The sequence below is a fragment of the Agrobacterium sp. V1 genome (assembly GCF_030518355.1).
Lineage (GTDB): Bacteria > Pseudomonadota > Alphaproteobacteria > Rhizobiales > Rhizobiaceae > Agrobacterium > Agrobacterium cucumeris.
Genome location: NZ_JAULSF010000001.1, coordinates 2,754,684 through 2,773,344 on the forward strand (window position 1 = coordinate 2,754,684; position 18,661 = coordinate 2,773,344).

Annotated in this window: 18 protein-coding genes; 9 read left to right on the forward strand and 9 right to left on the reverse strand. The window is 58.8% G+C overall.

What is annotated here, in order from left to right:
- Positions 1-173 precede the first annotated feature (173 nt).
- From QSV77_RS13205 to deoA, 8 genes are all read left to right on the forward strand, one after another.
- Positions 174-1,166, forward strand: a complete 993-nt coding sequence (locus QSV77_RS13205; RefSeq protein ID WP_142840759.1) for a BMP family protein — start codon at positions 174-176, stop codon at positions 1,164-1,166.
- 82 nt (positions 1,167-1,248) lie between these two features.
- Positions 1,249-2,754 carry an ABC transporter ATP-binding protein gene (locus tag QSV77_RS13210; protein ID WP_302733945.1) on the forward strand — a complete coding sequence of 502 codons (1,506 nt, stop codon included), beginning with the start codon at positions 1,249-1,251 and terminating at the stop codon, positions 2,752-2,754.
- 7 nt (positions 2,755-2,761) lie between these two features.
- Positions 2,762-3,865 carry an ABC transporter permease gene (locus tag QSV77_RS13215; protein WP_149898221.1) on the forward strand — a complete coding sequence of 368 codons (1,104 nt, stop codon included), beginning with the start codon at positions 2,762-2,764 and terminating at the stop codon, positions 3,863-3,865.
- Between the two features lie 6 nt (positions 3,866-3,871).
- Entirely contained in the window at positions 3,872-4,843 is a 972-nt protein-coding gene (locus tag QSV77_RS13220; protein ID WP_046799138.1) for an ABC transporter permease, read from the forward strand.
- Between the two features lie 4 nt (positions 4,844-4,847).
- Positions 4,848-5,252: a cytidine deaminase gene (locus tag QSV77_RS13225; RefSeq protein WP_142840761.1), complete on the forward strand. Its 405-nt coding sequence runs from the start codon at positions 4,848-4,850 to the stop codon at positions 5,250-5,252.
- Complete coding sequence (locus QSV77_RS13230; RefSeq protein ID WP_269700488.1) at positions 5,252-6,052, forward strand: purine-nucleoside phosphorylase; 801 nt, start codon at positions 5,252-5,254, stop codon at positions 6,050-6,052. The genes QSV77_RS13225 and QSV77_RS13230 overlap by 1 nt, the downstream gene beginning before the upstream one ends.
- Positions 6,053-6,054: 2 nt before the next feature.
- Positions 6,055-6,828 (forward strand): deoxyribose-phosphate aldolase, encoded by a 774-nt coding sequence (gene deoC, locus QSV77_RS13235; protein WP_302733757.1) that lies wholly within the window; start codon positions 6,055-6,057, stop codon positions 6,826-6,828.
- Positions 6,825-8,141, forward strand: a complete 1,317-nt coding sequence (deoA, locus tag QSV77_RS13240; RefSeq protein WP_302733758.1) for a thymidine phosphorylase — start codon at positions 6,825-6,827, stop codon at positions 8,139-8,141. The genes deoC and deoA overlap by 4 nt, the downstream gene beginning before the upstream one ends.
- Here the strand turns inward: deoA and QSV77_RS13245 are convergent.
- The 9 genes from QSV77_RS13245 to cyoA form a co-directional block, all read right to left on the reverse strand.
- Complete coding sequence (locus QSV77_RS13245) at positions 8,134-8,655, reverse strand: TIGR02281 family clan AA aspartic protease (protein ID WP_302733759.1); 522 nt, start codon at positions 8,653-8,655, stop codon at positions 8,134-8,136. The genes deoA and QSV77_RS13245 overlap by 8 nt on opposite strands.
- A 134-nt stretch (positions 8,656-8,789) precedes the next feature.
- Complete coding sequence (gene upp / locus QSV77_RS13250) at positions 8,790-9,419, reverse strand: uracil phosphoribosyltransferase (RefSeq protein WP_004439188.1); 630 nt, start codon at positions 9,417-9,419, stop codon at positions 8,790-8,792.
- An 85-nt stretch (positions 9,420-9,504) separates the two neighbouring features.
- Positions 9,505-10,494 carry an adenosine deaminase gene (locus QSV77_RS13255; RefSeq protein ID WP_302733761.1) on the reverse strand — a complete coding sequence of 330 codons (990 nt, stop codon included), beginning with the start codon at positions 10,492-10,494 and terminating at the stop codon, positions 9,505-9,507.
- A complete protein-coding gene (locus QSV77_RS13260) occupies positions 10,491-11,711 on the reverse strand; it encodes a phosphopentomutase (RefSeq protein WP_302733762.1) in 1,221 nt (406 codons plus the stop codon). Before QSV77_RS13260 ends, QSV77_RS13255 begins: the two co-directional genes overlap by 4 nt.
- Before the next feature lie 113 nt (positions 11,712-11,824).
- A complete protein-coding gene (locus QSV77_RS13265) occupies positions 11,825-12,586 on the reverse strand; it encodes an SURF1 family protein (RefSeq protein WP_302733763.1) in 762 nt (253 codons plus the stop codon).
- Positions 12,587-12,762: 176 nt separating this feature from the next.
- Entirely contained in the window at positions 12,763-13,155 is a 393-nt protein-coding gene (gene cyoD / locus QSV77_RS13270; protein ID WP_035219607.1) for a cytochrome o ubiquinol oxidase subunit IV, read from the reverse strand.
- Positions 13,155-13,781, reverse strand: a complete 627-nt coding sequence (gene cyoC / locus QSV77_RS13275; RefSeq protein ID WP_142840769.1) for a cytochrome o ubiquinol oxidase subunit III — start codon at positions 13,779-13,781, stop codon at positions 13,155-13,157. The genes cyoD and cyoC overlap by 1 nt, the downstream gene beginning before the upstream one ends.
- Before the next feature lie 5 nt (positions 13,782-13,786).
- Complete coding sequence (cyoB, locus tag QSV77_RS13280) at positions 13,787-15,790, reverse strand: cytochrome o ubiquinol oxidase subunit I (protein WP_142840770.1); 2,004 nt, start codon at positions 15,788-15,790, stop codon at positions 13,787-13,789.
- Between the two features lie 73 nt (positions 15,791-15,863).
- Entirely contained in the window at positions 15,864-16,937 is a 1,074-nt protein-coding gene (cyoA, locus tag QSV77_RS13285; protein WP_142840771.1) for a ubiquinol oxidase subunit II, read from the reverse strand.
- A gap of 305 nt (positions 16,938-17,242) precedes the next feature.
- Between cyoA and QSV77_RS13290 the strand changes: the two genes are divergently transcribed.
- Positions 17,243-18,571, forward strand: coding sequence for an MFS transporter (locus tag QSV77_RS13290; RefSeq protein ID WP_302733764.1), 1,329 nt, complete (start codon positions 17,243-17,245; stop codon positions 18,569-18,571).
- The last annotated feature ends 90 nt before the right edge of the window (positions 18,572-18,661 follow it).

The following is an 18,661-nucleotide window of genomic DNA, read 5'->3' on the forward strand; positions in this document are numbered from 1 at the left end:
CAGATAAAAGTTTTTCCACCGGGTCAAAAAAACCGGATGAATTTTTCATTGAGCCATGCAAGGATATGAGGCAAGCACAGCCGGTATAACGGTTGGCGGTTCCGCAGACATTCCCGGCAAACGGGATTGCGGGAGGACCCTTATAATATCAATTGCAACAACAGGGCTGCACAATGAAAAAATCCCTTCTGACGCTTTTTGCGCTTGCCGCAATGTCGGCTTCCGCGCTCGCTGCGGATGTCAAGCCGGCGCTGGTCTATGGCACGGGCGGTAAGTTCGACAAGTCGTTCAACGAAGCCGCTGCGGCCGGCGCTGAAAAGTTCAAGGCGGAAACGGGTATCGAGTACCGTGACTTTGAGCCGACCAGCGACACGCAGGGCGAACAGGCCATCCGCAACTTCGCCAGCAAGGGCTTCAACCCCGTCATCGCCGTGTCCTTCGCCTGGACTTCGGCCATGGAAAAGGTTGCAGCCGAATTCCCCGACACCAAATTCGTGATTGTCGATTCCGTTGTCGAACTGCCGAATGTCCGCTCCGTCGTCTACAAGGAGCATGAAGGTTCCTACCTCGTCGGTCTTCTGGCGGGCATGGCTTCCAAGACCGGCAAGGTCGGCTTCATCGGCGGCATGGATATTCCGCTGATCCGTAAGTTTGCCTGTGGCTATGCCCAGGGCGCCAAGGCGGCCAATGACAAGATCGAAGTCTTCCAGAACATGACCGGCACCACGGGTGCTGCCTGGAACGATCCGGTGCGCGGCGGCGAACTCACCAAGAACCAGATCGACCAGGGTGCGGACGTAATCTATGCGGCAGCCGGTGCGACCGGTATCGGTGTGCTGCAGACCGCCGCCGACAACAAGAAGTTCTCGATCGGCGTCGATTCCAACCAGAACCACCTGCATCCGGGTTCCGTCCTGACCTCCATGGTCAAGCGCGTCGATCTGGCCGTTTATAACGCCTATAAGGATGCCAAGGATGACAAGTTCACCCCCGGCATCGTGGCGCTCGGCGTCAAGGAAGACGGCGTGGCCTATGCGCTTGATGACAACAACAAGGCCCTGATCACGCCTGAGATGATTGCCGCCGTGGACAAGGCGAAGGCCGACATCATTGCCGGTACCGTCAAGGTCCATGACTATATGGCGGACAACTCCTGCCCGAAATGATATGATATGTAACTGGGGCGCATGATGAATTTTCATCTTGCGCCCTTTTCATATCCAGCCTTCGGAGAGGTTAGGTTTGAGTATGGATCCTGCAATCGAGCTCGTGGGCATCGACAAGAAATTCGGTGCCGTTCACGCCAACAAGAATATCAATCTGACCGTTGCCAAGGGCACGATCCACGGCATCATCGGGGAAAATGGCGCCGGAAAATCGACTTTGATGTCGATCCTCTATGGTTTTTACCAGGCAGATGCCGGTGAAGTCAGGGTAAACGGCGCACCTGTTGCGATCCGTGACAGTCAGGCCGCGATCAATGCCGGTATCGGCATGGTGCATCAGCATTTCATGCTGGTGGAAAATTTCACCGTTCTGGAAAACGTCATGCTGGGTGCGGAGGGCGGCGCATTGCTGGCCAAAGGCCGGGCCGGAGCGCGCAAGGAGCTGAAGCGTCTCGAGGATGATTACGGACTGGAAGTCGATCCGGATGCGGTGATCGAAGAATTGCCTGTTGGCCTGCAACAGCGCGTCGAAATCCTCAAAGCCATGTATCGTGGTGCCGAAATCCTGATCCTCGACGAGCCGACCGGCGTTCTGACGCCGGCTGAGGCCGATCACCTTTTCAAGATCCTCGGTGTTCTGCGTGAGCAGGGCAAGACCATCATCCTCATCACCCACAAGCTGCGCGAAATCATGGCGATCACGGACTCCGTCTCCGTCATGCGCCGCGGCGAAATGGTGGCAACCCGCAAGACCTCCGAAACCAGCGTCGAGGAACTGGCCGAACTGATGGTCGGCCGCCGTGTGCTGCTGCGGGTGGAAAAGGGCGAGACGACGCCGGGCGAGGTTCTTCTCTCCATCCGTAATCTCACCGTCAAGGACAGCCGTGGCGTCACCATGGTCGACGATGTCTCGCTGGATGTCCGCGCCGGTGAAATCGTCGGCATCGCCGGGGTCGCCGGCAATGGTCAATCGGAACTGCTGGAAGCCATCGCCGGCATACGCAAGCCCTCTTCGGGCGAGATATGGGTGAATGGCCAGAAGGTGGATCGTCCCGATCCGGCGATCCTGCGCAAACTTGGTCTGGCTCATATCCCGGAAGACCGCCATCATATGGGGCTGGTACTGAAATTCGAGGAATATGAAAACTCCATCCTCGGTTATCACCATGACGAGCGTTACGGAAAGGGGCCTTTCCTGAACCCCGAGGCCATCCGCAAGGATGCCGTCGAAAAGATCGAGAAATATGACATCCGCCCGCCGAACCCGCATTTGAAGACCGCCAATTTTTCCGGCGGCAATCAGCAGAAGATCGTCGTTGCCCGCGAAATCGAACGCGACCCGAAGATGCTAATCATCGGCCAGCCGACACGCGGCGTGGATATCGGCGCCATCGAGTTCATCCATCGCCGCATCATCGAAATGCGCGATGCCGGAAAGGCTATTTTGCTGGTCTCGGTCGAACTCGATGAAATCCGCTCCCTTTCGGACCGGATCATGGTCATGTTCGCCGGCCGTGTCGTTGGAGAAAAAACGGCGGAAGCCGAAGAACAGACGCTGGGCCTGATGATGGCCGGCATCGCCGCATGAGGCATGAATGAGCACCGCTTCCGCACCCCTACCAAACTGGATCAGCTACGGCCTGTTGCCATTGCTGAACGTCATCACCGCCTTTCTGATTTCCGGGCTCGTCGTCTGGTCCATCGGCGAAAATCCGCTGGCAGCACTTCGCCTGCTGATTGAAGGCGCGCTCGGCCGTGGCGACGCCATCGGCTTCACGCTGTTTTATACGACGAGCTTCATCTTCACCGGCCTCTCCGTCGCCGTGGCTTTTCATGCCGGCCTGTTCAACATCGGCTCCGAAGGTCAGGCCTATATTGGCGGGCTGGGTGCGGCGCTGGTGGCGCTGGCACTTGACCGTTACGTGCCATGGTATGTGACGATGCCCTTCGCCGTTATCGGTGCTGCGGTTTTTGGTGCCGCCTGGGCCTTTATTCCGGCCTGGCTTCAGGCCAAACGCGGCAGCCACGTCGTCATCACCACCATCATGTTCAACTTCATCGCTGCGGCCTTGATGGTTTACCTGCTGGTGAATGTGCTGATCGTACCGGGCAAGATGGCGCCGGAAACGCGCACCTTCCTGCCCGGTGGACAATTGCCGAAGCTGGACTGGCTGATGGCATGGTTCGGCCTCAAGCTCGGGCCGGCGCCGTTCAACGTCTCCTTCCTTATCGCTCTGGTAATGTGTTTCCTCGTCTGGGTGCTGATCTGGCGCACCAAGCTTGGTTATGAGATGCGCACGCTCGGTGTCAGCCCTTCCGCTGCCATTTATGCCGGCATTCCCTATGCACGCACCGTCATCATCGCCATGCTCATTTCCGGCGGTCTGGCGGGCATGATGGCGCTGAACCCGGTCATGGGCGCTTCAGCGCGCCTGCAGGTGGAATTCGTCGGCGGTGCGGGCTTTGTCGGCATCGCCGTATCGCTGATGGGGCGAAGCCATCCGCTCGGCATCATTTTCTCGGCATTGCTGTTTGGTATTCTTTATCAGGGCGGCGCAGACCTTTCCTTCGAGATGCCCAACATTACCCGCGAGATGATCGTGGTTATCCAGGGTCTGGTGATCCTGTTCGCCGGCGCGCTGGAATATATGTACCGGCCGACGATCGTCCACATCTACCAGCGTTTGGCAAAGGGGTGAGCTGACATGGATTTTTTCGATATGCTGGTCAGCATTCTCGGCTCGACCGTCCGTCTCACCATCCCGCTTCTGTTCACCGCACTGGCCGGGCTGTTTTCCGAACGCGCCGGCGTGTTCGATATCGGCCTTGAAGGCAAGATGCTGGCGGCGGCCTTTGCTTCCGCGTGTGTCGCCTATCTTACCGCAAACCCGTGGGCTGGTCTTCTGGCCGGCATTGGCGTCTCCATCGCGTTCTCGCTGATCCATGGCTTTGCCGTGATCACCAATCGCGGTAACCAGATCGTTTCAGGGGTAGCGCTCAACTTCATCGCCGCCGGCCTGACGGTAGTTCTGGGCCAGGCATGGTTTGGGCAAGGTGGCCGCACGCCGCAATTGCCCGGCGAGGGGCGTTTTGCGCCAATCATCCTGCCCGGCGCGGATGCGATGCGCGAAGTGCCCTTCATCGGCCCGCTCTATGCCAATGTCATTTCCGGCAACAATATCCTGACCTATCTCGCCTTCCTGGCGGTGCCACTTTCCTGGTGGGTGCTTTATCGCACCCGTTTCGGCCTGCGCCTGCGCGCCGTCGGTGAAAATCCGGGTGCTGTCGATACGGCGGGCATTTCGGTGACGTGGATGCGTTACCGCGCGGTTATCGTCGCCGGTTTCCTCTGCGGTTTCTCGGGCGCCTATCTCGCCGTAGCACAATCGGCGGCCTTCATCGCCAACATGTCGGCCGGCAAGGGTTATATCGCGCTTGCCGCCTTGATCTTCGCGAAATGGAAGCCGGTGCCGGTCATGTTCGCCTGCCTGCTGTTCGGTTTTCTCGATGCCTTTGCCAATTTCATGCAGGGCAAATCCGTGCCTGGCATCGGCGAGGTGCCGGTGCAGATTTTCCAGGCCATGCCCTATATCCTGACCTGCATCCTGCTTGCCGGTTTCATTGGCGTTGCCAAGCCCCCCAAGGCCGGTGGCGTTGCCTATGCGAAGGAGCGTTAAACCCATGTCTTCTGACCCGACATCCCATGCCCTGTTCGAGGCGGCGGTGGAGGCCATGGCCTTCGCTTATGCGCCCTATTCGAAGTTTCCCGTCGGCGCGGCGATCCGTGCTGATGACGGCAAAATCTACAAGGGCGCCAATATCGAGAACATCTCCTTCCCGCAGGGCTGGTGCGCGGAACCATCCGCCATCAGCGCCATGATCATGGGCGGGGCAAAGAAGATCAGCGAAGTCGCTGTCTTTGCCGAAAAGCTGCCGCTCTGCACGCCCTGCGGTGGTTGTCGCCAGAAGATTGCCGAATTCGCCACACCGCAGACGAAGATCTATCTTTGCGACGAAACCGGCGTCCAGAAGGTCATGACCATGGAAGAGCTTCTGCCCTCCGTCTTCAAGACCGAGTTGCCCTGATGACGGATGGCTTGATCGATATTCTGGTGGAGCGCCTGAACGGCCTGATGCCGCGCGTCGCCATCGTTCTCGGCTCTGGCCTGGGGTCGCTGGTGGAAGAAGTCAGCGACCCGATCCGTGTGCCCTATGCCGATCTTCCCGGGTTTCCCGCCGGTGGCGTTTCCGGCCATGCGGGCGAGCTGGTGGCCGGTTATCTCGGCGGCGAGCCCGTCATGATGCTGTCCGGTCGGGTGCATTTCTACGAAAAGGGCGATCCGGCGGCGATGCGCCCGGTCATCGAGGCGTTGGCCGGTCTCGGTGTGCAATCGCTCATCCTCACCAATTCGGCGGGTTCGGTGAGGCAGGATATGCCGCCCGGCTCCGTCATGCAGATCACCGATCACATCAATTATTCCGGCATGAATCCGCTGATCGGCGAGGAAAGCGACCGCCGCTTCGTCGGCATGACCACGGCTTATGATCCGGACCTGATGCTGGCAATGCGCAACGCCGCGATCCGCGCGACGGTGCCTTTGTTCGGCGGCGTCTATATGTGGTTTTCCGGGCCAAGCTTCGAAACGCCGGCGGAAATTCGCATGGCGCGGCTTCTCGGCGCGGATGCCGTTGGCATGTCCACCGTGCCGGAAGTCATCCTCGCGCGCTTTTTCGGGATGCGCGTTGCCGCCGCATCGGTTATTACCAATTACGGCGCCGGCATGACTGGCGCGGAACTGAGCCATGAGGAAACCAAGGACATGGCTCCCGTGGGCGGCAAACGACTTGCCGCCATTCTGAAGGAAATGATCTCAGGAGGAGCGTGACCATGGAACTCCAGCGTCCGCGCGAAGCGGCTGCCCTCACTCTGTCCTTGCTGGACCTGACCAATCTTAGGGAAGACTGCACGCCGCAGCAGATCGCCGCTTTGTGCCAGCGTGCGCATACGGATTATGGCAACACTGCTGCCATCTGCATCTGGCCGCGTTTCGTGGCGCAGGCACGCGCTGCATTCGGAAGAGAACACGCGATCCGTATCGCCACCGTCGTCAATTTTCCCTCGGGTGATCTTGATGTCGCGACTGTCGTGGCGGAAACGGAAGCAGCGATCCGTGATGGTGCCGATGAAATCGACCTCGTCATCCCCTATCGTAAATTCATAGCAGGCGATGAAGCGGCGGTTAGCGAAATGGTAGCGGCCGTGCGCAAGGCTTGTGTCGCACCCGTGCTGCTCAAGGTCATTCTCGAAACCGGCGAGTTGAAGGACAAGGCTCTGATCCGCCGCGCCTCCGAACTCGCCATCGCCGAAGGCGCTGACTTCATCAAGACCTCCACAGGCAAGGTCGCCATCAATGCCACGCTGGAGGCGGCAGACATCATGTTGCAGGCGATCCGCGACAGCCGGCAGAAAGTTGGTTTCAAACCTGCCGGTGGCATCGGCACGGTGGAGGATGCGACGCTTTACCTGCGGCTGGCGGAAACCATCATGGCACCCAACTGGGCCATGCCGTCCACTTTCCGCTTCGGTGCTTCGGGCGTTCTCGACGATGTGCTGAACGTGCTGGCCGGCGGCGAACCGGCCAAGGCCGCCAGCGGGTATTGAGCTTGATCCCGCAGGAAATCATCCGCCGCAAACGCGATGGCCTGTCTCTTGAGCCGCAGGAGATTGCCGCTTTCATCGGCGCGCTGTCGAAAGATGGCATATCGGAAGGGCAGGCGGCCGCCTTTGCCATGGCGGTGTTTTTTCGTGGCATGAACCGCGACGAGATGGTGGCGCTGACGCTCGCCATGCGCGATAGTGGCGATGTCCTCTCATGGAGCGATATTGGCAGGCCGGTGGCAGATAAGCACTCGACCGGTGGCGTCGGTGACAACGTTTCCCTGATGCTCGCTCCCATCGTTGCCGCCTGCGGTCTCGCCGTGCCGATGATTTCCGGCAGGGGCCTTGGCCACACCGGCGGCACGCTTGACAAGCTGGAAGCCATCCCGGGTTACAATGTCATGCCGGACGAGGCTTTGTTCCGCCAAACGGTGAAGGCGGTCGGCTGCGCCATCATCGGCCAGACAGGCGATCTCGCCCCAGCCGACAAACGCCTTTACGCTATCAGGGATGTGACCGCGACGGTTGATTCCGTACCGCTGATCACCGCCTCCATCCTGTCGAAGAAGCTTGCAGCCGGGCTTGAGACGCTGGTTCTCGACGTGAAGGTCGGCAACGGTGCTTTCATGCAGAGCGTGGAGGATGCCCGCAATCTGGCCCGTGCGCTGGTCGATGTGGCGAATGGTGCGGGTCTTCCGACGACGGCGCTTATAACCGACATGAACCAGCCACTTGGTGATGCAGCCGGCAATGCCGTCGAAATCGTCAATTGCCTGGATTTTCTGGCTGGTCGCAAGGCTGGAACCCGTCTGGAGAAGGTGGTCTTGTCCTTCGCCGCGGAAATGCTGGTGCAGGCTCAAAAAGCTGCCACGCTGGAGGAAGGCGAGGCGCTGGCCGCGGCCGCTCTGTCTTCCGGTCGGGCCATGGAAATCTTTGCGCGGATGGTTTCAGCACTGGGCGGACCTTCGGATTTCGTTGAAGACCCGACCCGTTATCTGCCGTCCGCGCCGGTCGTTCTTCCAGTGCAGGCTGAGCGAAGTGGCTGGCTAACATCCTGCGAAACGCGTGATCTTGGTATGGTCGTCGTCGAACTTGGTGGGGGCAGGAGAACGCCGTCGGACATCATCGATCCGGCGGTCGGTATTTCGGATATCCTGCCGCTTGGCGTAAAGGTGGAAAAGGGCGAGCCGATTGCCATTGTCCATGCGGCTTCGACGGATGAGGCGGAACGTGCCGTCAAAAGGATAACGGCCTGTTACGCGATCGCCGACAACGCACCTGAAATCGTTGATCCCATCCTCGAGCGGATCACCTGACCAGCCGCATTTCACCGCCCGAGACTTTGAAGGATGACAGTTGTTTCAAAAAGCTCATGCCGATCAGCATGTTGCTCAGCGCATTGTCCTTCAGCACCATGGCATCGACATTCTGAACGCGGATCGGACCAATCTCCACCCGGTCGAGCTTCACATAGGCCGCCATCGTCTGGCCATTGGCTGTCGAGATCGCATATTTGTAATCTAGACTGTTGACGCCGTAACCAAGCCGGCGCGCAATCGTCTCGTTGATCGCGACCATCGAAGCGCCGGTATCAACAAGCCCGTCGAAGGATTTGCCATTGATGCGGAAGGTGGCGTTGAAATGGCCGCGGGCATCTGCTTTCAGATTGATGCCACCTAGCGAAGCCGTTTGCGGCTTGGCGACCTCGGGTGCGGCCGCCGGCTTTTCGACGTCTGTTTCAGGGCGTTGCTGGAATTTCTCCACCAACGCCGGAATTTGTGTGGCGCTGACCGAAAGACCGATAAGCAGAAAAATCATGCGCGCCAGCAAGTGGTTGCTCCTCAAAGCCCAAGGTTATTTCTGGACAGGATAAGCGCAAAACATGCTGAAATCTTAAAAGAAAAAGCCATTCGCCGCGTATCGGGCGGCGAATGGCTCAAACGGTTAAGCGAAGATAAACGGCGTTATTTGGTGCCGTACATACGGTCGCCAGCGTCACCGAGGCCGGGGACGATATAACCCTTCTCGTTCAGATGTCTGTCGATTGCGGCGGTATAGATCGGCACATCGGGATGCGCCTCGCGGAAATTCTTGATGCCTTCCGGTGCTGCCAGCAGACACAGGAAGCGGATGTTCTTTGCACCCCGTTCTTTCAGCTTTTCGACAGCGGCGATGGAGGAGTTGCCGGTTGCCAGCATCGGGTCGACAACGATGACCAGACGGGCATCGAGGCTTTCGGGAGCCTTGAAATAATATTCGACGGCCTCCAGCGTATCATGGTCACGATACACGCCGACATGGGCAACGCGCGCCGACGGCACCAGTTCGAGCATGCCTTCCAGAAGGCCGTTGCCGGCGCGCAGGATGGAGGCGAAAACCAGTTTCTTACCTTCCAGAACCGGAGCCTGAATGGTTTCGAGCGGCGTGTCGATGGTTTCCATCGTCATTTCAAGGTCGCGCGTCACTTCATAGCAAAGCAGCGTCGAAATTTCCCTCAGCAGGCGACGGAAGCCGGCCGTGGAAGTTTCCTTCTTGCGCATGATGGTGAGTTTGTGCCGCACCAGCGGATGTTCAATGACTGTGACGCCGTCCATGAAACTGGCCTTCCTTTTTGATCTTGTGCCCCTGTCATTCACCGAAAGCGGGCTTTTCGCAAGCCTTCTTCGCGGTTTTACCCCGTCAACCGTCGTCTCGGACGCGATCCAGTCTCGCAAGCAGCTGCTCGCGCGTCGCCTCGTCCACGAAGGCGTATTCCAATGCGGTACGGGTCATGCCGTTGATCTCGGTGTCGCTGAAGCCGAACGCGCCGGCGGCCAGCTCATATTCCCGGGCAAGCGAGGTGAAGAAGAATGGCGGATCGTCGGAATTGATGCAGACCCGCACCCCGGCATCGCGCAACGCCTTCAGCGGATGGCTGGCAAAATCCGGATAAACTTTGAGTGCGATATTCGATCCGGGGCAGACTTCCAGAACCGTTCCCGTCTCGACAAGCCGGGAGACGAGACCGGCATCTTCGATGGCGCGCACGCCATGGCCGATGCGTGCTGGTTTGATGAGATCGAGTGCATCGGCAACGCTTTCCGGTCCGCAGACCTCGCCGGCGTGGATGGTCAGTCCGAGACCCGCATCGCGGGCAATATCGAAGGCGCGCGCATAATCGGCAACCCGGCCCATGCGTTCCTCGCCGGCCATGTTGAAACCGGTCACCAGCGGATGCCGGGCACGTGCCGCATATTCGGCCGCCGCGATCACCCGTTCCGGGCCGAAATGCCGTTCGCCGGTAACGAGGATACGGGTCTCGATGCCGGTTTTTTCCTTCGCGATCCGGATGCCTTCGGCGATACCGGCGAGATAAGCGTCAGCGCCAAGTCCGATACGGTCGCCATGGTCGGGCGAAATGATCAGCTCGCTATAGATCGTGTTGGCCTGCGCCAGTTCGGTCAGATAGGTTTCGGTCAGAACCGCATAGTCCTCATCCGTCTTGAACACCTGCGCCACCGCATCGTAGCACTGGATGAACTCGGCAAAATCCGACCAGACATATTGGCCGTCACGCAGGAAACCGCTGGTGTCTATGCCGTATTTCTCTGCCTGTTTTGCGACGAGGGCAGGCGGTGCCGCACCTTCGATGTGGCAGTGGATTTCTGCTTTCAGCAAATGCGATGTCAAATGAAGCTCCTGCCGTGTGAACCGGCCTCGATACCAAGATGATGGGCGATGCTTTCGCCGATATCGGCGTAGCTTGAACGAATTCCGACATCACGAGAGCGGATGCCCGGCCCGAATGCCATGATTGGCACCCGTTCGCGTGTATGGTCGGTGCCACGCCAGGTGGGGTCGCAACCATGGTCGGCGGTAAGAATGGCGATGTCTCCCGGCTTCATCTTGCGATGAATTTCCGGGATGCGCGCATCGAAAGCCTCAAGCGCAGCCGCATAACCGGCAACGTCACGACGGTGGCCATAAAGCATGTCGAAATCGACGAAATTGGTAAAGACGAGATCGCCATTTTCGGCCTCGTCGATGGCCTGCAGTGTCGCATCCATCAGGGCTGCGTTGCCATTTGCCTTGATGACGCGTGAGATACCCTGATGGGCATAGATATCGCCGATCTTGCCGACGGCGTGCACTTTGCGCTCCGCCTCCACCAGCCGGTCGAGAAGCGTCGGTTCGGGCGGCGGCACGGAAAAGTCGCGGCGGTTGCCGGTACGTTCGAAGGTGGCGACCGTCTCGCCGATGAAAGGACGGGCGATAACGCGGCCGATATTCAAGGGATCAAGCAGTTTGCGCACCGTCTCGCAGAGCGCGATCAGCCTGGCCAGCCCGAAATGGCTTTCATGCGCGGCGATCTGGAACACGGAATCGGAAGAGGTGTAGCAGATCGGTTTGCCGCTCCTGATATGTTCTTCGCCGAATTGCGCGATGATGTCAGTGCCGGACGCATGGCAATTGCCAAGAATGCCGGGAATATCCGCCTCTTTGCAGATGGCCTCCACCAGCTCCGGGGAAAAGGCGTCGCCCTCCGTCGGGAAATAACCCCAGTCGAAGGTGACAGGCGTTCCGGCGATTTCCCAGTGGCCGGATGGCGTATCCTTGCCTTTTGAAACTTCGCTGGCTGAGCCATGCAGGCCGAAAATACGTTCCGGCGGCTCCATGCCGGCGGGAATATCGCCACTTGCCTGGCGCGCGATCTCCAGAAGGCCAAGCGAGCACATGTTCGGCAGCTTCAGCGGGCCGGATCGAAGCCCCGGCCTGTCGGCAGCACCTGCGGCACAAAACTCGGCGATGTGGCCGAGGGTATTCGCGCCAAGATCACCATAGTGCTCTGCGTCAGGTGCACCGCCGACACCGAAGGAATCCAGAACGAGAAGAAATGCTCTTGCCATAACTCACCGAAACAAAATGCGCCGACGGGCAATGTCAGGCCGAACTGTCGTTATAGATCAGCAAAACGTGAAGAAGGAAGCGCTTTTATGAACCATCCGGTAAAACCAGCGGTTCAATCAGCATCCTGTTTCGATTTCGGTGTGTTGAGGTTGCGCAGCACGTACCAGCCGGCCGCAACCACCATGGCCGCGAGAATATACCAGGTGACGGCATAGGAGAGGTGGCTGTTGGGGAAGGTGAGCATGGTTTTGCCGCCAACCGGCAGGCCACCCGGATTGGACGTCGCATCCGCATCGACGTAAAACGGCGCCACGTTGGAGAGGCCGGATGCCTGCGTGATCTGGGGAATGTTGCGGGAATACCAGCGGCCATTGGCCGGATCGTTGGTTCGAAGGAAAAGTCCGCCGGTTTCCGGCGCGCGCATCAGCCCGACGATCTCGACGTTTCCGGCCACTTCCCCTTCGCGGCGGGTAGACGGATCGCGTTTGTCGGAGAGTACGAAGCCGCGATTGACGATCACGCTTGAGCCATCGTCCCGCCGCAGCGGTGTCATGACCCAGTAGCCGGGGCCGAGATCCGTGACCGTGTAGACCTGAACCTCCTTGTCGTTGAGCAGGGTACCGGACAGTTTCACACGGCGATATTCATAATCAGCGGGATCGGTGAGGGCCGGCCATTCACCTGCGGCAGGCGCATCGACAGGCGCGGCATGGGCGCGGGCCTCGACACGCTCAATCAAATCCAGCTTCCAGAACAGGCGCTGGACCTGCCATGTTCCAAGCGCCAGCAGGCAGCCCGTCAGGATAATGGTCAAAAACAGGACGACGATTGCCGCAGGGCGGATACGCCGGTTTTGGGGTGCGATTTCGCTCATCTCATGGTCCTTGCGAAGCGCCTCTGGCAGCAGGATCGTCTGCTGCGGCGGGCACTTGGCTCCCGCATGCGCTTCCTCCAGCAAATAACCCCATAAATCGCGCCAGGATTCATGGGGTTATGTGTTGGCGCGGAGCGGCCTGCCGGAGGTCCGGCAGGCCGTTGATTTATGGCTGCTCAGGGCAGGTTTTTCACATCTTCGATGTGCAGCGGCATCATGTTCTTGTTCATGTTGTACATGACCCAGAGCGAACCCGAGAGCGTGATCAGCAGCACCACAACGGTGAAGATCAGCGCCATGAAGGTCCAGCCGCCCTCGGACTTGGTGTCCATGTGCAGGAAGTAGATCATGTGCACGAAGATCTGGATGACGCCGAGACCCATGATCGCGATGACCAGCAGCGTCTTGTTTTCCAGAACGTCGCCCATGACCAGCCAGAAGGGGATCGCCGTCAGAATGACCGACAGGACAAAGCCGATCATGTAGCTTTTGAACGTGCCATGGCTTGCGCCATCATGGTGATGGTCGTCGCCATGCGCGTCGTGATGTGCGTGTGCTTCGGAACTCATCAAAGAACTCCCATGAGATAAACGAAGGAGAAGACGCCGATCCAGATGACGTCAAGGAAGTGCCAGAACATCGACAGGCACATCAGGCGACGCTTGTTTGCCGGGATGAGGCCGTGTTTGCCGACCTGGACCATCAGCGTGACGAGCCAGATGACGCCGAAGGTGACGTGCAGACCGTGCGTGCCGACCAGCGCGAAGAAGGCCGAAAGGAAGGCCGAACGCTGTGGGCCGGCGCCTTCCGCGATCAGGTGATGGAACTCGTAGATTTCGACCGCAAGGAAGGCGAGACCGAAGAGGCCGGTTACACCGAGCCATATCAGCGTCGTTTTCACCTTCTTCTTTTCCATTTCCAGCATGGCAAAGCCATAGGTGATGGAGGAGAAGAGCAGGAAGCCGGTATTGATGGCGACCAGCTTCAGGTCAAAAAGGTCCGCACCCGAAGGGCCGGCCGCGTAGTTGCGGCCGACAACGGCATAGGTGGCAAACAGCGTCGCGAAGATGAGGCAGTCGCTCATCAGATAAAGCCAGAAGCCCAGCGACGTGCCGTTCTCCGGGTGGTGGTCTTCCTTCAGGTAGAAGACCGGTGGTTCAGCGCCGGCGGCGCTTTGTGCAGGTGCATGAGCCATATTCGTTACGCCTGTTCCGCAAGCAGCTTTGTACGCTCAGCCTCGACGGTCGAAACGTCCGAAGCCGGAATGTAGTATTCGCGGTTGTAGTTGAAGGTGTGGGCAATCGAGACTGCGATGATGGCGAGCATCGAAAGAGCCGCAAGCCACCAGATATGCCACACCAGGGCGAAGCCGAGGACGACGCTGATGGCGCTGATGATGACGCCCGCGCCGGTATTTTTCGGCATATGGATCGGGATGAACCCTTCCTGCGGACGGTCGTAGCCACGCTTCTTCATGTCCGCCCAGGCATCCACGTCATGAATGACGGGCGTGAAGGCGAAGTTGTAGGCGGGCGGTGGCGACGACGTCGACCATTCCAGCGTGCGGCCATTATAGGGGTCGCCCGTCACGTCGCGCAGCTGATCGCGCTTCAGGTAGCTGACAATGAGCTGGATGACGAAGGAGGCGATGCCGAGTGCGATCAGGAAGGCGCCGAAGGCGGCGATCAGGAACCAGATCTGCAGCGAATTGTCCTCGAACTGGCTGATACGGCGGGTAATCCCCATCAGGCCGAGAATATAGAGCGGCATGAAGGCGAAGTAGAAGCCTATGAACCAGAACCAGAAGGACAGCTTGCCCCAGAACGGATCGAGACGGTAACCGAAGGCCTTCGGGAACCAGTAGACGATACCTGCAAGCACACCGAACACCACGCCACCGATGATGGTGTTGTGGAAGTGGGCGATCAGGAACAGCGAGTTGTGCAGCACGAAATCCGCTGGCGGAACGGCAAGAAGAACGCCGGTCATGCCGCCGATGACGAAGGTGATCATGAATCCGATCGTCCAGAGCATCGGAACGTCGAAATTGATGCGGCCCTTGTACATGGTGAAGAGCCAGTTGAAGATTTTCGCGCCCGTCGGGATCGAGATAATCATCGTGGTGATGCCGAAGAAAGCGTTGACGCTCGCGCCGGAACCCATGGTGAAGAAGTGGTGCAGCCAAACGATGTAGGCAAGGATGGTGATGACACCCGTTGCATAAACCATCGAGGCATAACCGAAGAGACGCTTGCGGGAGAACGTCGCAACGATTTCCGAGAAGACGCCGAATGCCGGCAGCACCAGAATATAAACTTCGGGATGGCCCCAGATCCAGATGAGGTTGACGTACATCATCGGGTTGCCGCCGAGATCGTTGGTGAAGAAATTTGTGCCAACGTAACGGTCGAGGGTGAGAAGCGCGAGCGTGCCGGTCAGGATCGGGAACGAAGCCACGATCAGGATGTTCGAACACAGCGATGTCCAGACGAAGATCGGCAGGCGCATCATGGTCATGCCAGGCGCGCGCATCTTGATGATCGTCACGATCAGGTTGATGCCTGAGAGTGTCGTTCCCACACCGGCGATCTGCAGACCCCAGATATAATAATCCACCCCGACGCCCGGACTGCCATCGATGCCGGAAAGCGGCGGATAGGCGAGCCAGCCGGTCTGCGCATATTCACCCACGAACAGCGAGATCATGGTGATGACGGCGCCGGCCGTGGTCATCCAGAAGGAGAAGTTGTTGAGGAAGGGGAACGAAACGTCGCGGGCGCCGATCTGCAGCGGCACGACGAAGTTCATCAGACCGGTGATCATCGGCATGGCCATGAAGAAGATCATGATGACGCCATGGGCCGTGAAAATCTGGTCGTAATGGTGTGGCGGAAGATAACCTTCCGAGCCGCCGGAGGCGATCGCCTGCTGGACACGCATCATGATGGCGTCGGCAAAGCCGCGCAACAGCATGACCAGCGCCAGAATGATGTACATGATACCGATCTTCTTGTGATCGATGCTCGTGAACCATTCGTTCCAGAGATAACCCCACAGCCGGAAATAGGTGAGGGCGCCAACGACGGCGATGCCGCCCAGCGCCACGGCCGCGAAGGTGGCGACAAGAATGGGCTCGTGAAGCGGGATGGACTCCCATGTCAGCTTCCCGAACAGGAACGACGTTTGATCGGAATTGACGATCATTTTCAGCCTCTTGCGATTCTAAGACGTAAGGTCGGCGCAGCCAGGCCGCGCCGAAGAATGCCGGGACGTATCGTCAGCCAGCGACTTGTTTGGTTTCCGGCAGCGCTGCAGGCTCGAAAGTCTGACCTTTGATCGCAGCCGGAGTGGATTGGGGACCGCTGGCGACGCCGTAAGGCGCAAGCGGTGTGCAGACGACGGAGTTCAGCGCCTTGGTGATGTCGATGCCTTCCTTGCCGCCGCCGCCCTTGGCGTCGATATGCATCATGTCGCGCATGCATAGCTTGTTGGGTTCGACACAGCGGTTGAGGATGGCGCTGTAAAGTTCCGGATCGACCGAGGCAAAATATTGCACCGGCTCGCGCTCCGAAGGCTTGGCGAATTCCAGATATTCCTGTCGGCCGAAGCCCTTGCCGCCTTCTTTCGCCTTGGCAACCCACTCATCGAAGCCCTGCTGGCTCAGACCATGGAACTTGAAGCGCATGTGGGAGAAGCCGGGGCCGGAGAAGTTGGCCGAGAAGCCGTCATAAACGCCTTCCTTGTTGATGACGGCGTGCAGCTTGGTCTGCATGCCGCCCATGGCGTAGATCTGGCCGGCGAGTGCGGGAACGAAGAAGGAGTTCATCGCGGTCGTGCCGGTGATCTTGAAGTTGATCGGAACATCGACCGGAGCGGCGAATTCGTTGACGCTGCCGATACCGAGTTCTGGGTAGAAGAACAGCCATTTCCAGTCCATGGCCACCACTTCCACCGTGATCGGCTTGATATCGGCGGTGACCTGGCGGTTTTCGTCGATGCGCTCCAGCGGACGGTAGGGGTCGAGACGGTGGGTGGAAATCCAGGTTACGGTGCCGAGCATGAGGATGATCGCGACGGGGGCCGACCAGATCACCATTTCAAGGCGCGTGGAGTGGTGCCATTCGGGGTCGTAATCCTCGGCTTTTGCCGACTCGCGATATTTCCACGCGAAAAACAGCGTCAGCACGATGACCGGGACGATGATCAGCAGCATCAGAACCGTGGACGTGATGATGAGATCGCGCTGCTGGATGGCGACGTCGCCCGAGGGATTCATGACCACGAGGTTACAGCCGCTGAGCAGCAGCAGTACCGGAATAGCCAGAAGGGCGGATGGGATTTTTTTGATCATGCGCACGTTCTCTGAACTCGTACAGTTTGGATTATGCCGCGAATAATTGCCGAACATCATTTTTAGAATGAGGTATATTGTCGCGGTGCAGCGAAACCTTCGCGATGCACCATGTGCGGGCAGAGCTGCGTTTGAAGGCGGAGCGGCTGCATTATCGCATAGCGAGCTTGCGGGGCAAGCCTTTCTTATCAAACTTCAATTGACGTTACGGAGGGTGCGTGTGACAATCCGTCGCATCGTAACGCAACGGAAGAGGAGCCCGAGCGTTACAGGGAATGGTTCGACCATGACGCAGGAGGGATATTATGAGTTATAGCAATGCTGCTCCATCATTTGGGCAGGCGCCGGAAGCCAATGGTCATGGAACAGATCCGGTCAAGGTCGATCCGGATCGCATCACGATTGCGGTCATTCTTGCCAGAATGACGGAGTTTTTCGACTTTTTCATCTACGCCATCGCCTCCGCTCTCGTTTTTCCGCACGTCTTCTTTTCTTTCGTCGATCCGCTGACGGCTACGCTTTATTCGTTCGCGGTATTCTCTCTGGCCTTTATCGCAAGGCCGATCGGCTCGCTGATCTTCCTCCAGATCGACCGCAAGTTCGGTCGTGCCGTCAAGCTGATGGCGGCACTGTTCACGCTCTGTGGCTCCACGATGGCGATCAGTTTCCTTCCGTCCTATGCGGAAGCCGGCATGCTTGCTCCCTGTCTTCTGGCAGTGTTCCGCATCGGCCAGGGTCTCGGTCTCGGCGGTGCCTGGGATGGTCTCGTCTCGCTGCTTGCCATGAATGCACCGCAGAAACAGCGCGGCTGGTACGCCATGATGCCGCAGATCGGTGCGGCCATGGGCTTCGGTCTCGCAAGCGCCTTTTTCATCGTTTTCGTCACGCAGCTTTCCAATGCGGAATTCCTCGCCTGGGGCTGGCGTTTCCCCTTCTTCGTGGCGCTGGCGCTCAATGTTCTCGCGCTCTTTGCCCGCCTGCGCATGATCGTCACGCCGGAATTCCAGGCCATGCTGGAGCAGCATGAGCTGGAACCGCGTCCGATGTTCAAGATGCTGCGCTCACAGTTCCCGGTCGTCGTCACGGGTGCCTTCGTGCCGCTGGCAAGCTTCGCACTGTTTCACCTCGTCACGGTATTCCCGCTGAGCTGGGTTTCCCTCAATACCACCCAGCGCGTCTCGGACTTCCTGTTCGTGCAATTCGTCAGCGCCATCATCGCCGGCGGCATGATCGTGGTGTCCGGCATTCTGGCCGACAGGATCGGCAGGCGGAAGCTTCTGGCCATTGCGGCTGTGCTCATTGGTCTATTCAGCCTTGTTGCACCGGTCCTTCTCGCTTCAGGCGATATTGGCCGCTATCTCTTCGTTCTGATCGGCTTCTCGCTGCTTGGTCTGTCTTTCGGCCAGGCGGGCGGCGCGCTCGCATCCCGTTTCAGCCGTGAATATCGCTATACCGGCGCGTCGCTGACCTCGGATATTTCCTGGTTGATCGGCGCCGGTTTCGCACCGCTCGTCGCACTCGGATTTTCGTCCAAATTTGGACTGTTTGCCGTCGGAATTTACCTGATGTCAGGCGCCCTCTGTACGCTGGTTGCCCTCTGGTTCAGCCGAACGCTGGAAATGCCCTCGGACTGATCTGGGCAATTTAACAATCGCTGCAGCCATCGCGCCGCGGAATCCTGTCGGATTTCGCGGCGTTTTTGTTTTTTTATTGCGCGAGGCCGA

What these genes read in the sequence shown, in the direction of transcription:
- QSV77_RS13205 (WP_142840759.1), top strand. Translation starts at nt 174, where the DNA reads ATGAAAAAATCCCTTCTGACGCTTTTTGCGCTTGCCGCAATGTCGGCT.
- QSV77_RS13210 (WP_302733945.1), top strand. Translation starts at nt 1,249, where the DNA reads ATGGATCCTGCAATCGAGCTCGTGGGCATCGACAAGAAATTCGGTGCC.
- QSV77_RS13215 (WP_149898221.1), top strand. Translation starts at nt 2,762, where the DNA reads ATGAGCACCGCTTCCGCACCCCTACCAAACTGGATCAGCTACGGCCTG.
- QSV77_RS13220 (WP_046799138.1), top strand. Translation starts at nt 3,872, where the DNA reads ATGGATTTTTTCGATATGCTGGTCAGCATTCTCGGCTCGACCGTCCGT.
- QSV77_RS13225 (WP_142840761.1), top strand. Translation starts at nt 4,848, where the DNA reads ATGTCTTCTGACCCGACATCCCATGCCCTGTTCGAGGCGGCGGTGGAG.
- QSV77_RS13230 (WP_269700488.1), top strand. Translation starts at nt 5,252, where the DNA reads ATGACGGATGGCTTGATCGATATTCTGGTGGAGCGCCTGAACGGCCTG.
- deoC (WP_302733757.1), top strand. Translation starts at nt 6,055, where the DNA reads ATGGAACTCCAGCGTCCGCGCGAAGCGGCTGCCCTCACTCTGTCCTTG.
- upp (WP_004439188.1), bottom strand. Translation starts at nt 9,419, where the DNA reads ATGGACGGCGTCACAGTCATTGAACATCCGCTGGTGCGGCACAAACTC.
- QSV77_RS13260 (WP_302733762.1), bottom strand. Translation starts at nt 11,711, where the DNA reads ATGGCAAGAGCATTTCTTCTCGTTCTGGATTCCTTCGGTGTCGGCGGT.
- QSV77_RS13265 (WP_302733763.1), bottom strand. Translation starts at nt 12,586, where the DNA reads ATGAGCGAAATCGCACCCCAAAACCGGCGTATCCGCCCTGCGGCAATC.
- cyoD (WP_035219607.1), bottom strand. Translation starts at nt 13,155, where the DNA reads ATGAGTTCCGAAGCACACGCACATCACGACGCGCATGGCGACGACCAT.
- cyoC (WP_142840769.1), bottom strand. Translation starts at nt 13,781, where the DNA reads ATGGCTCATGCACCTGCACAAAGCGCCGCCGGCGCTGAACCACCGGTC.
- cyoB (WP_142840770.1), bottom strand. Translation starts at nt 15,790, where the DNA reads ATGATCGTCAATTCCGATCAAACGTCGTTCCTGTTCGGGAAGCTGACA.
- cyoA (WP_142840771.1), bottom strand. Translation starts at nt 16,937, where the DNA reads ATGATCAAAAAAATCCCATCCGCCCTTCTGGCTATTCCGGTACTGCTG.
- QSV77_RS13290 (WP_302733764.1), top strand. Translation starts at nt 17,243, where the DNA reads ATGAGTTATAGCAATGCTGCTCCATCATTTGGGCAGGCGCCGGAAGCC.